The organism is Roseibium sp. Sym1, from assembly GCF_027359675.1.
Taxonomy (GTDB): domain Bacteria; phylum Pseudomonadota; class Alphaproteobacteria; order Rhizobiales; family Stappiaceae; genus Roseibium.
In genome coordinates this window covers 1,001,105-1,013,831 of the sequence record NZ_CP114786.1, presented here as the reverse complement: position 1 = coordinate 1,013,831, position 12,727 = coordinate 1,001,105, and the positions used below count along the sequence as shown (strand labels likewise).

Sequence of the window (12,727 nt, the reverse complement as noted above, 5' to 3'; positions counted from 1 at the left end):
GTCCTGTGTCCGCGTCGGGCATTGGCCGAGACGGTGAGGATCCGATTCGAAGTGCTGTTTGACGACCCAGATTTCCAGGAGACGATTGCCAGCGTGCTGGTGCCGGTCGCGGTGCCCCGCGCTTATACCTACAAGGTGCCGCCCGGCAAATCCGTCGTGCCGGGAACCATCGTCAAGGTGCCGCTCGGCCCCAGGGAGGTGATCGGGGCCGTCTGGGACATCGAGCCTGACGCGGCGATCAACCCGAAGAAACTGAAGACCATCTCGCGGGTCTATGACGCAACGCCGCCGCTGGACGCGGATCTGCGCCGTTTCGTCGACTGGGTCGCGAGCTGGACGCTCGGCGCGCCCGGAATGGTGCTGCGCATGGTGCTGCGCTCCGAGGAAGCTCTTGAGCCGGAGGCCCCTGTTCCGGGAGTGCGCCGGATCGAGGGCGCGGAACCAGACCGGTTGACACCGGCCAGAGGGCGTGTGCTGGCGACGATGGAAGACGGCTTTGCCTGGACGAAGAGCGGTCTCGCCCATGCGGCGGGCGTGTCCGCCTCCGTGATAGACGGTCTTCTCAAACAGGAAGTCCTGGAGACAGTGATGCTGCCGGCGTCACCGCCACCGCCCAAACCGCAGCTCGACCATGCGCAGAAGCAATTGACCCCGGCCCAGCAGGCGGCCGCGGAAGGCCTGGTTTCCTGTTTCGACAAGGGCGGCAGTGTCGCGCTGATCGACGGCGTTACCGGCTCCGGCAAGACGGAGGTCTATTTCGAGGCGATCGCGGAAGCGCTGAGGCGCGGCCGGCAGGCACTGGTGCTGCTGCCCGAAATCGCGTTGACCGAACAGTTCCTGCGCCGCTTCGAGCAGCGCTTCGGTGTCTACCCGGCCGAATGGCATTCGCAGATCACGGTCAAGAACCGCGCCCGCGTCTGGCGGGGTGTTGCCAGCGGCGATGTGCGTGTGGTGATTGGCGCGCGCTCGTCGCTGTTCCTGCCCTTCAAGGAACTCGGCCTGATCATCGTCGACGAGGAGCATGATGCCGCCTTCAAGCAGGATGACCGGGTGCCCTACAGCGCCCGCGACATGGCGGTCGTGCGCGGGCACCTGTCCGGCTTTCCGGTCGTGCTTGCCTCCGCGACCCCGTCCGTGGAAAGCATGGTCAACGCGGAAACGGGCCGCTACCGGCTGTTCGAGCTGCCGGAACGGGCGTCCGGCGCCGCCCTTCCGGACCTCAGTGCCGTCGACATGCGCCAGGACGGGCCTGAGCGCGGCCGCTGGCTGGCGCCCGAACTGGTCCATGCCATCAAGGACACGTTCGAGGACGGCGGCCAGTCGCTCCTGTTCCTGAACCGGCGCGGCTACGCCCCGCTGACCCTCTGCCGTACCTGCGGCCACCGGTTCCAGTGTGCCCATTGCAGCGCCTGGCTGGTGGAGCACCGGTTCCAGAAGAAACTCGTCTGCCATCATTGCGGCCATGTCGAGCCGGTGCCGCAGGCCTGCCCGTCCTGCCAGAGCACGGACAGCCTGGTCGCCTGCGGGCCGGGGGTCGAGCGAATCGCCGAGGAAGTCTCGGACCTGTTCCCGCAGGCGCGGGTGCTGGTGCTGTCTTCCGACATGGCCGGCGGCCCGGAGCGGCTGAAGCGCGAGATGAAGATCGTCGAGGAGGGCGGCGCCGACATCGTCATCGGTACCCAGCTGGTCGCCAAGGGACACAACTTCCCGAAAATGAAGCTGGTCGGCGTGGTCGATGCCGATCTCGGCCTTGCCCATGGCGATCCGCGTGCGGCGGAAAAGACGTTTCAACTGCTGGCCCAGGTAACGGGCCGCGCCGGCCGCGTCACCGGCGGCGGCCGGGGCATCCTTCAGAGCTACAATCCCGATCATCCGGTGATCCGGGCGCTGCTGGCCAGCGACAAGACCGCGTTCTACCAGGCCGAAATCGACGCCCGCCGGGCCGCGGGCCTGCCACCCTTCGGCCGGCTGGCCGCGGTGATCGTGTCGGGCCCCGACAGGGCATTTGCGGAAGGCTATGCCCGCGCGCTCGCGCGCGCCGCACCCGAGGACACGGCGGTGACACTGCTCGGGCCGGCGGAGGCTGCGCTTGCCATGGTGCGCGGCCGCTACCGGTTCCGCCTGCTCGCCATGGCGCCGCGGCAATATGATCTGCAGACATATTTGCGCAACTGGCTCAATGCCGGCCCGAAGCCGACCAAGGGACTGCGCCTCCAGGTCGACATCGACCCCCAGCATTTCCTGTGAGGGTCCTTTCCGCGGTTGCTTCAGAGCGTGAACCATACAGCGTCGTCATCCCATGGCTTGACCCACTGCTGTCCGGTTAAGCAGGAACCTCTGACCACAATCAGGCTATGCCGCTTGTTCCAGTCTCCCCCCTGGAGGGGGAGATGTCTCCGATAGGAGACAGAGGGGGGGCTCAACCTCTCAGCATACAAGGCCTTTTCCGAATACGAGGAACCGCTGCGCCCCCCCTCTGTCCGGTTCCCGGACATCTCCCCTCCAGGGGGGAGAGGGGTGCAAGTGGTAAGGCACTGCGTGTCCCGGACGAGGAGAAGCGTAAATATCAACAATGAATCAATGACCTGTTGTAACTGAGCCGAGTTAAACCGGACAGCAGTGGGTCAAGCCCAGCAATGACGAGGGAAAACTTTCACAAAAGCCGGAACCCCACCGCACCTGAAAAGGCTTTGCGTCCAGACTATTTCGATTGCGCTGCCGCGTTGCCCTCAACCCTGCCCTGTGGCACGCTCGTGGTGCCCGTCACCTGGGAGGGGAAGACGATGACATATGTGCAGGGGTTCCTGGCGCCGGTGAAGACGGCGAAAAAGGATGACTACAGGGAGATCGCGGAGCGGTCCTGGGCCCTGTTCAGGGAATATGGCGCACTCAGCTGCTGTGAAGGATGGGGCACCGACGTGCCGGATGGCGAGGTGACATCTTTTCCCATCGCGGTCAGGAAGGAACCGGACGAGACGGTGGTCTTCTCCTGGATTGTCTGGCCGGACAAGGAGACGGCGGACGCATGCATGGCGACGATGGAGAGCGATCCGCGCTGGCAAGAGGCCATGCCGAATGCCGGCGAGGTCTTCAGTTTGAAGCGCATGATCTTCGGAGGTTTCGAGCCGCTCATACAATACTGACGGCTGGCGAAGGGGCGAAAACGGCTTATACGGTCCGTTTTGGCCGCTTCGGGCAAAACCGTCTAAAGGTTAAGACCGGTGCTGAAACATTGATTGGAAACGCTTTTTACGGGCGCCCCGCAAAAAACACCGAGGAATCGGCAAGAACAGTCTTTAGGTGAAGTTGCACACTGGGAAACCCTGTGCTAATTGAGGCGCGGCTTTGGGGGCAGCGGTTTAACCGTCATACCTTCTGACCTTGAAATCATTCATTTTTTCAATGCTTTGCGGACGCTGGCCGTCTTGCGGGCATGAAAAAAGTCAGAGAGCACGGACCTGGTGACTGACAACGTATCTCTCGTATCCGGCGTGGCACAGCGTTATGCGGCCGCCCTTCTCGACCTCGCAGAGGCCGAAGGTGCAACGGCTGATGTGGAACGGGATCTGACAGCTTTCGAAGGCATGCTTGCCGAGAGCGAAGATCTCGTCCGTCTGGTGAAAAGCCCGGTATTCAGTGTGGAGGAGCAGCTTGCAGCGCTTTCCGCACTTCTCGACAAGGCTGGCATCAAAGGCCTTGCCGCAAATTTCGTGAAGCTGGCCGCCCGCAACCGGCGCCTCTTCGTTCTTCCCGGCATGATCAAGGCGTTCCGGGCCCTGCTGGCTGAAAAGCGGGGCGAGGAAACGGCTGAGGTAACCTCCGCAGCCGCCCTGTCCGACGAACATGTCGCCGCCCTGAAAGAAGCGCTTGCCGCTTCCACGGGCAAATCCGTAAACATCGTAGCGAATGTCGATCCTGCCCTGATCGGTGGCCTCGTGGTCAAGGTCGGGTCCCGCATGATCGACACCTCGCTGCGTACCAAGCTCAATTCACTCAAGTTCGCGATGAAAGAGGTCGGCTGATGGATATTCGGGCCGCGGAAATCTCCGCAATCCTCAAGGACCAGATCAAGAGCTTTGGCCAGGAAGCCGAAGTTTCTGAAGTCGGTCAGGTGCTCTCCGTCGGTGACGGTATCGCCCGTGTGTATGGTCTGGACAAGGTCCAGGCCGGTGAAATGGTCGAATTCCCGGGTGGTATCAAGGGCATGGCCCTGAACCTGGAATCCGACAACGTCGGTGTCGTTATCTTCGGCTCCGACCGTGACATCAAAGAGGGCGACACCGTCAAGCGGACCGGCGCCATCGTGGAAGTCCCGGTCGGCAAGGGCCTGCTCGGCCGCGTTGTCGACCCGCTCGGCAATCCGCTGGACGGCAAGGGCCCGATCGAGGCCACCGAAAAGCGCCGCGTCGACGTGAAGGCACCGGGCATTCTGCCGCGCAAGTCCGTGCACGAGCCGATGTCGACCGGCCTCAAGGCGATTGACGCCCTGATCCCGGTGGGCCGCGGCCAGCGCGAACTCGTCATCGGCGACCGCCAGACCGGCAAGACCGCGATCATCCTGGACACGTTCCTGAACCAGAAGCCGCTGCATTCCGGTGACGACGAAGACGCCAAGCTGTACTGCATCTATGTTGCGGTCGGCCAGAAGCGCTCCACCGTTGCCCAGTTCGTGAAGACCCTGGAAGACGCCGGCGCGCTGGAATATTCCATCGTTGTCGCCGCGACGGCTTCCGATGCTGCTCCGCTGCAGTTCCTGGCACCGTTTGCCGGCTGCGCCATGGGCGAGTTCTTCCGCGACAATTCCATGCACGCCGTGATCGGCTATGACGATCTGACCAAGCAGGCCGTGGCCTACCGTCAGATGTCCCTGCTTCTGCGCCGTCCGCCGGGACGTGAAGCATTCCCGGGCGACGTCTTCTACCTGCACTCCCGTCTGCTGGAACGCGCGGCGAAGCTGAACGAAGACAACGGCCGTGGCTCCCTGACCGCTCTGCCGGTTATCGAGACTCAGGGCAACGACGTGTCCGCCTTCATTCCGACCAACGTGATCTCGATCACCGACGGTCAGATCTTCCTGGAAACGGACCTGTTCTACCAGGGTATCCGCCCGGCCGTGAACGTCGGCCTGTCGGTGTCCCGCGTGGGCTCTTCCGCGCAGATCAAGGCGATGAAGCAGGTTGCCGGCCCGATCAAGGGTGAACTGGCCCAGTACCGCGAAATGGCGGCCTTTGCCCAGTTCGGCTCCGACCTCGATGCCACCACCCAGCGTCTTCTGAACCGCGGCGCGCGCCTGACCGAGCTGCTCAAGCAGCCGCAGTTCTCGCCGCTGAAGACCGAAGAACAGGTTGCGGTCATCTATGCCGGCGTGAACGGCTATCTGGATGCGCATCCGGTCAACCGGGTGAAGGACTTCGAAGAAGGCCTGCTGCTGTTCCTGCGTGGTGAGCACCAGGATCTGCTGGATGCGATCTGGGAAAAGAAGGCTCTCGACGACGAGCTCTCCGGCAAGCTGAAGGCTGCCGTTGACGCGTTCGCCAAGAACTTCGCTTAAGACCACACGCTGGGATAAGGAGCAGGGGCGGCCATGCCGAGCCTGAAGGACTTACGAAACCGCATCGCTTCCGTGAAGGCGACGCAGAAAATCACCAAGGCCATGCAGATGGTGGCCGCGGCGAAACTGCGTCGTGCTCAGGAAGCCGCGGAAGCCGCACGTCCCTATGCGGAACGCATGGGTGCGGTGCTGGCCAATCTCGCGGTCGCCTTCGAGGGGCGCGACGACGCGCCGAAGCTCATGTCCGGTACGGGCAACGACCAGGTACATCTCCTGCTCGTTGCCACCGCCGAACGCGGGCTGTGCGGGGGCTTCAACACAAACATTGCCAAGCTGGCGCGTGAAAAGGCTCGCAGCCTGATCAAGCAGGGCAAGACGGTCAAGATCATCTGTGTCGGCAAGAAGGGCTATGATGCGCTGAAGCGCGAGCTCGGCCAGCACATTATCGAGACGATCGATCTGCGCAGCGTCAAGAATGTCGGCTTCAACAACGCGGACGAAATCGGGCGCAAGGTCATGTCGATGTTCGACGATGGCGAGTTCGATGTCTGCACGCTGTATTATTCGACCTTCAAGTCGGTGATCGCACAGGAGCCGACCGAGCAGCAGCTGATCCCGGCCCAGTTCGAGACCACGGAAGAAGACGCCGGAGCCGGCGCCAACGCGGTCTATGAATACGAGCCGGAAGAAACCGAGATCCTTGCGGATCTGCTGCCACGTAACATCTCCGTTCAGATTTTCCGGGCGCTTCTGGAAAATGCTGCATCTGAGCAGGGCGCGCGTATGTCCGCCATGGACAACGCAACCCGCAACGCCGGCGAGATGATCGACAAGCTGACGATCAACTACAACCGCCAGCGCCAGGCTCAGATTACGACGGAACTGATTGAAATTATCTCTGGCGCTGAAGCGCTCTAGGGTGATTTGCGCCCGTCAGGGCGCAAGTCACATGACCAGTATTAATGTCGATCAACTTTTCTGCTTTCCTCAGGACGAAAGCAGGTTGATCTAACGGGATCGAGACGAGGATTAGGGATATGGCTGACAAAAAGGTCGGACGGATCACCCAGGTCATCGGCGCCGTTGTCGACGTCAAGTTCGATGACCACCTGCCGTTGATCCTGAACGCTCTTGAAGTGGACAACCAGGGCACGCGCCTGGTGCTCGAGGTTGCACAGCACCTTGGCGAAAACACCGTGCGCACCATCGCCATGGACTCCACCGAGGGTCTGGTTCGCGGTCAGGAAGTCGTCGACACCGACGCTCCGATCGTGGTGCCGGTCGGCGACGGTACGCTCGGCCGCATCATGAACGTGATCGGCGAGCCGGTTGACGAAGCCGGTGACATTCCGCACGAAAGCAAGCGTGCGATTCACCAGGACGCTCCGGAATTCATCGAGCAGTCCACGGAAGCCGAGATCCTCGTGACGGGCATCAAGGTCGTCGACCTGCTGGCACCGTACGCGAAGGGCGGCAAGATCGGCCTGTTCGGCGGCGCCGGCGTGGGCAAGACCGTTCTCATCATGGAACTGATCAACAACGTCGCCAAGGCGCACGGCGGTTACTCCGTGTTTGCCGGTGTCGGCGAGCGTACCCGTGAGGGCAACGACCTTTACTGGGAAATGATCGAATCCGGCGTGAACAAGGAAGGCGGCGGCGAAGGCTCCAAGGCAGCCCTGGTTTACGGCCAGATGAACGAGCCTCCCGGAGCCCGCGCACGTGTTGCCCTGACCGGTCTGACCGTTGCGGAACATTTCCGTGACCAGGGCCAGGACGTTCTGTTCTTCGTCGACAACATCTTCCGCTTCACCCAGGCCGGTTCCGAGGTGTCCGCACTTCTCGGCCGTATCCCGTCCGCTGTGGGCTACCAGCCGACGCTGGCCACCGACATGGGCGGCATGCAGGAGCGCATCACCACCACCAACAAGGGCTCGATCACGTCCGTGCAGGCCGTGTACGTCCCGGCCGATGACTTGACCGACCCGGCGCCGGCATCGACCTTTGCCCACCTGGACGCGACCACGGTTCTGAACCGTGCGATCGCCGAGAAGGGCATCTACCCGGCCGTGGATCCGCTGGACTCCACCTCGCGCATGCTGGACGCCCGCATCATCGGTGAAGAGCACTACGAGACGGCCCGTGCGGTTCAGGTGACCCTGCAGCGCTACAAGGCCCTGCAGGACATCATCGCCATCCTGGGCATGGACGAACTGTCCGAAGAAGACAAGCTGACCGTGGCACGTGCCCGCAAGATCGAGCGCTTCCTGTCGCAGCCGTTCTTCGTGGCCGAGGTCTTCACCGGTTCCCCGGGCAAGCTGGTCGCTCTCGAAGACACCATCAAGGGCTTCAAGGGCCTGGTGGACGGCGAGTACGATCACCTGCCGGAAGCTGCTTTCTACATGGTCGGCTCCATTGACGAAGCCATCGAGAAGGCTCAGAAGCTGGCTGCCGAAGCCGCCTGATCTGCCGGAACAGGCCGGGCGCCTTCTTGAGGCGCCCGGTGTTCTGCAAGTTTGATGGCCCTGCCATCAGAGTTTTGACTGACAAGGAAGACGCCAAATGGCTGAACTTTTCCAGTTTGAGTTGGTCTCGCCGGAGCGCCAGCTGCTCTCCGAACAGGTTTCCGAGGTCGTTGTACCCGGCGCCGAAGGCGAGTTTGGCGTTCTGAAAGACCATGCCCCGTTCATCTCCACGATCCTTCCGGGAATCCTGAAGGTGCGCCGGGATGCTTCCAGCTGGGACGAATATTTCGTCCGCGGCGGATTTGCAGACATCGCATCGGGTGGTCTGACGGTTCTGGCCGAACAGGCTGTTCCGGTTGGCGAGATCAGCCAGGAACAGCTGCAACAGGCGATCCAGGATGCCGAGGAAGACGTGGCCGACGCCAAGGACGACGAAACCAAGCAAAAGGCGGAAATGACCCTGTCTCAGCTGAAGGATGTCGTAGAGGCTCTCGGCAAGGTCTGACCGGGTCGCACTGGACTTATCGAATTTTGAAACGCGGTCCGGAAACGGGCCGCGTTTTCTTTTGCCCGCGGCGGAATAGCAGCCTAGAGCATGTCGCGACTATTTGGGTTCATTTGATGGCGCAAAACGGTTCACTCGGCAAGGCGCGTCGCGCAGCGCGATGCAATGCATCGGGCAAGCGGCGCAACGCTGACGATGGGCCGTTTCACGCCACCCGGATAGGTGCGAAACTCTTGGTGTTGGCCCTAGAATGGGCCGGACAATTTTGGCCACCTGCGTCGTTGGCTTGCCCTTGTGGTGGGCGACACCACGGTGCGCAAACCGCCTCGCCGGTGACCAAAATTGTCTCGGTCAAATGAACTCAAATAAACGCGACATGCTCTAGGCCTGCGCCTTCTTCGGTAAGGTCTCTTCCTCGTAGAACTTGTAGCCGTTTCGGCCGCTGTGCTTGACAGCATAGAGGGCGAGGTCGGCACGCTTGATGATCGAGCCGGGATCGATCACATCCCCGGTGATCGGTGAAATGCCGACGCTGACACCAATCGTGATCAGGTGGTCCTGGATCGGGAAGGGGGTTTTCAGCTTCCGGACGATACGTTCCGCAACTTCGGCGGTGCCCGCATTCGTCGATCCTGTGGCGCCGAGGATAATCCCGAATTCGTCACCGCCGAGACGTGCGACCAGATCGGACGACCGCACGCATTCGCGCAACCGCTCCGAGACCAACTTGAGCAACTCGTCGCCAATATCGTGACCATATGTGTCATTGACGGGTTTGAACTTGTCGAGGTCGAGCAGCATAAGGTCGCCGCAGGTGTTGCTGCTTGCGGCCTTCTCGAGAACGTCGTCGAGTTTGGCGTTGAACTGTGTCCGGTTGGCAAGTCCCGTTAGCGTGTCGTGCAGGGCGGCATATTCTATCTTTTCGGCTGCCTGTTCCCGCAATGTGACGTCTTCATGCGTGCCGATCCAGCCGCCGGCAGGCAGGGGTGCGTGCACCGCGCTGATGATCTTGCCGTTCGGATGCTTGAACTTGGAGCGGACGACCTCGCCAGCGGAAAGCTGAAGGACGAGGTCGGCGACATGTTCGTGCACATCACCTTCGAATTCGCCACGTGCCTTTTCCGCCTCGATCAACTCGATCAGTGACGCTCCCTTTTTGACCTCACCCTCGGGCTTGCCGAAAATGTCGATATACTGCTTGTTCCAAAGGACCAGGCGTCCATCCTTGTCGAACACGCTGACGCCCTGCCGCATGTTGGCGAGGATGGCTTCCAGTTCTTCGGATTTCAGACGGGACTGCCGTTCGTTTTCGGCAAGCTGCTCTTCCAGCTGCTTGCGTTCGGTGATGTCGTAGAAGTTATGGATCGCCCCGCCCGACGGCATCGGCGTGCTGCGCGTCTCGATGTAGTGCCCTTCGGCGGTGCGGCGCTCGAAAACCTGAGGCCGGCTGAGGTCGTACATCTTGTAGCGCTTTTGCGCCAGGTCGTCCGGGTCGCCGGGACCATAGTCGCCGCGCTTGGCATTGAAGCGGAAGAAGTCGTAAAGGTAAGGCTTGCCGGCAACGAAATCCTCCGGGTAATCCAGCAGACGCCGGAACTCCTCGTTGGCCGATGCGACGCGGAGGTTTTCGTCGTAGTGGACAATGCCGCCCGGAAAGTTTTCGAAAATCGTTTGCAGCGTATCGGCCTGCTGTTTCGTTTCGGTGATGTCCGTGAGCGAGACAACCACGCCGTCAAGATCGATTTCCCGGTCCTCGTCGATCGGCTGAGCGCTCAGTCTGATCCAGCGCATGCGCCGGCCATCCGTCGGTGTCATCTTCGCCACGACATTCCGCAGGCTGTGCGGATCTCTCGCCGCAAGTTCAAGCGGTGTTTCGCAGCGGCCAATCCCTTCGATCTCACATTCAACGGCAACATTGATCTCGGCGACGTTGCTGCCGATTGCGTTGCAGTCCGAAAGGCCGAGCAATGTGATTGCGGCAGGGTTGGCCGAGAGGATTTCCCCGGAGTGCGAGAGCAGAAGGATGCCCTCGCTGAGGGCCTCCAGCGTCGTACGGTGCACGGCTTCGGATTGCCGAATGGATTGTTCGATCCGCTTGCGCTCCGAAATGTCGAAGAAATTTGCAATAAGACCGCCGTTGGGGAGCGGAATACCGCGAACTTCAAGGAACCTGCCGTCGGACGTTGTGCGTTCATAGACATGCGGCTTGGTGTCGTTGAAGAGCTTGAACCTCTCCTCCACCAATTTGTCCGGATTTCCCGGTCCATAGTCTCCGCGCCGTGCCAGAAAGGTAGCTACCTCCAGCAATTCGGCCTTTCGGTCGTAGAAGTCCTGCGGAAGATTGAGGAGGTCCCTGAAATCCCTGTTGCAAACGGTCAGTTCGCGTTCGCCATTGTAGTAGACGAGACCTCCCGGCAGGTTGTCGAAAATGACCTGCAGTGTCTCTGCCTGCCGTTTGGTCTCGGAAATGTCGGCCAGGGATATCACCACGGCATCAACACTTGTTCGGCCCGAGTTGCTTGTGGAATTGGCGTCAATGCGCAGCCAGACCGGTTGTGTCTCGTCCTGCCTGAAAAGCTTCACGACGTGGTTGTTGACCTTGTCCGGCGCGTTTGTCGCACGAAGGAAAAGATCCGGGTCCGCTGCACCGTTTTCTGTCTGACACTGGATGGCCAGGTCCTGAACGGACTTACCCTTCAGCTCAGCCGGGGTAAAGCCGAGCAGGGTCGCGGCGGCGGCGTTGAAGGACTGAATGCGGCCCGCCCGATTCAGGACAAGAATGCCTTCCCGCAGGGTCTGAAGGGTTGTGCGTTGAACGGCTTCGGTCTGGCGCAGAAGCTGCTCGGAGTGCTTCCGCTCGGTGATGTCCTGAAAAGCCCCGACCAGGCGTGTCGTCTTGCCGTTCTCGCTGACCGGCCGGCCCGCGGTGCGCACCCATATCTCGCGTCCCTTGGCGGTTATGAATGGCAGTTCGAGGTCCCAGGCGGCCTGATCCTTGATGGCCTTGACCACCGCATCGAAAATTTGTCGCCGGCATTCGGGCGCGTAGAAAGACACCGCCATGTCGACAGTTGGCTCGAAATCATCATCGACCTCGTGGATCTCCCGGGTCTTGTCGGCCCAGATGACCTTGTCGGAATCGATGTGATATTCCCAGCCGCCAACGCCGGAAACCTGGGTGACTTCCTCGAGCAAGGCACTTTCGCGCTGCGCGATCTGACGCTGTAAGTCGGCTTCCTGAAGGGCGGCTTCGGTCTGACGCTGCGCCCGGTAGGATTTCAACAGCCCCACAACGACGGTCCCGAGCCGGCGCAGATGGTCGAGTTGTTCGGTGCTCACGTCTCTCGGACGGGTATCGACAACACACAGCGTGCCAAGCACATGTTCGCCATCGAGTGACAGGGGATACCCGGCATAGAAGCGCGTTTTCGGTCCGGTAACAACAAGACGGCTTGTCCGAAAGCGGTCGTCTTTAAGGGCGTCGGCGACAACGGTCACGTCGTGCGCTAGGATCGCCTGGTCGCAAAAACACCCGTCGCGCGGTGTTTTCTCGGCAGTGACGCCGTACCGGGCCTTGAACCAGAGTTCGTCCTTGTCCACGAAGGACAGGAACGCCATCGGGGCGTCAAACAGGAGCGCGAGCGTCGTGACGAGCGCTTCGATTTCGGGCATGCTTTCAGCCTCGAGAATTCGAAGGTCATGCAGCGCTTTCAGACGGTCTTTTTCTTTTTTCCCCTGCGCTCTTCCCATGCCGCGCCATGTCTCCTGGATGGGCTTCGCCCTGGCAATCCCCCGGTTTACTTGGCGAGCCTATCTCCAGAACCGAAACAAATAATTAATATCAACAAGTTGAAGAAAATTTTCTATAAAGGGGAGATTGTTCCTTTTGGGAAGGTAACTGTTTTTAAGGGAGAATTTTTCTCTCGTAAGAAACACGGATTATTTGTTTCCCCGATGCGAGTAAATGGCCGCGAGTGTTTGTTCCCCCGGACTGCTTCACCCGTTCGGTACGCGGCCGCACCATTGGCGGGGAACGTGCCTGGAATTTGCATTTGGACAACAAAAAACCCGGTCGTTTGACCGGGTTTGAAGGTACGCGGACTGACCGCGAGGAACTGCTTTTGTTCCTGGGTCAGGACTCATTAATTTGGTTGGAATGGCGCAGAAAACGGCAATGAGCTGCACGGAAAAGCGCGACAAGCGGGCTTC

General features: G+C 60.9%; 8 protein-coding genes. 7 read left to right on the top strand and 1 reads right to left on the bottom strand.

From position 1 onward, the window contains the following. The first annotated feature begins 51 nt into the window (after nt 1-51). The 7 genes from O6760_RS04570 (at nt 52) to O6760_RS04540 (ending at nt 8,518) form a co-directional block, all read left to right on the top strand. Nucleotides 52-2,247 (top strand): primosomal protein N', encoded by a 2,196-nt coding sequence (locus O6760_RS04570; protein ID WP_269584304.1) that lies wholly within the window; start codon nt 52-54, stop codon nt 2,245-2,247. Between the two features lie 536 nt (nt 2,248-2,783). Further along, the gene (locus tag O6760_RS04565) at nt 2,784-3,143 is read left to right on the top strand and encodes a DUF1428 domain-containing protein (protein ID WP_269584303.1); all 360 of its coding nucleotides are present in this window, start codon (nt 2,784-2,786) and stop codon (nt 3,141-3,143) included. Between the two features lie 318 nt (nt 3,144-3,461). Next, nucleotides 3,462-4,022, top strand: a complete 561-nt coding sequence (locus O6760_RS04560) for a F0F1 ATP synthase subunit delta (RefSeq protein ID WP_269584302.1) — start codon at nt 3,462-3,464, stop codon at nt 4,020-4,022. Beyond that, on the top strand, nt 4,022-5,551 hold the full coding sequence (atpA, locus tag O6760_RS04555; protein ID WP_269584301.1) for a F0F1 ATP synthase subunit alpha: 1,530 nt from the start codon (nt 4,022-4,024) through the stop codon (nt 5,549-5,551). The genes O6760_RS04560 and atpA overlap by 1 nt, the downstream gene beginning before the upstream one ends. A 33-nt stretch (nt 5,552-5,584) precedes the next feature. Then, nucleotides 5,585-6,469: a F0F1 ATP synthase subunit gamma gene (locus O6760_RS04550; protein ID WP_269584300.1), complete on the top strand. Its 885-nt coding sequence runs from the start codon at nt 5,585-5,587 to the stop codon at nt 6,467-6,469. A gap of 119 nt (nt 6,470-6,588) precedes the next feature. Then, nucleotides 6,589-8,013 carry a F0F1 ATP synthase subunit beta gene (gene atpD, locus O6760_RS04545; RefSeq protein ID WP_442969852.1) on the top strand — a complete coding sequence of 475 codons (1,425 nt, stop codon included), beginning with the start codon at nt 6,589-6,591 and terminating at the stop codon, nt 8,011-8,013. A 97-nt stretch (nt 8,014-8,110) separates the two neighbouring features. Further along, nucleotides 8,111-8,518, top strand: a complete 408-nt coding sequence (locus O6760_RS04540) for a F0F1 ATP synthase subunit epsilon (RefSeq protein ID WP_269584299.1) — start codon at nt 8,111-8,113, stop codon at nt 8,516-8,518. Between the two features lie 381 nt (nt 8,519-8,899). Here O6760_RS04540 and O6760_RS04535 read toward each other — a convergent pair whose 3' ends face one another. After that, nucleotides 8,900-12,268, bottom strand: coding sequence for a PAS-domain containing protein (locus tag O6760_RS04535; protein WP_269584298.1), 3,369 nt, complete (start codon nt 12,266-12,268; stop codon nt 8,900-8,902). Between the last annotated feature and the right edge of the window lie 459 nt (nt 12,269-12,727).

Bases quoted from the DNA above. Each gene is read 5' to 3' on its own strand.
- O6760_RS04565 (WP_269584303.1), top strand. From the start codon at position 2,784: ATGACATATGTGCAGGGGTTCCTGGCGCCGGTGAAGACGGCGAAAAAG.
- O6760_RS04550 (WP_269584300.1), top strand. From the start codon at position 5,585: ATGCCGAGCCTGAAGGACTTACGAAACCGCATCGCTTCCGTGAAGGCG.
- O6760_RS04535 (WP_269584298.1), bottom strand. From the start codon at position 12,268: ATGGGAAGAGCGCAGGGGAAAAAAGAAAAAGACCGTCTGAAAGCGCTG.
- atpA (WP_269584301.1), top strand. From the start codon at position 4,022: ATGGATATTCGGGCCGCGGAAATCTCCGCAATCCTCAAGGACCAGATC.
- atpD (WP_442969852.1), top strand. From the start codon at position 6,589: ATGGCTGACAAAAAGGTCGGACGGATCACCCAGGTCATCGGCGCCGTT.
- O6760_RS04540 (WP_269584299.1), top strand. From the start codon at position 8,111: ATGGCTGAACTTTTCCAGTTTGAGTTGGTCTCGCCGGAGCGCCAGCTG.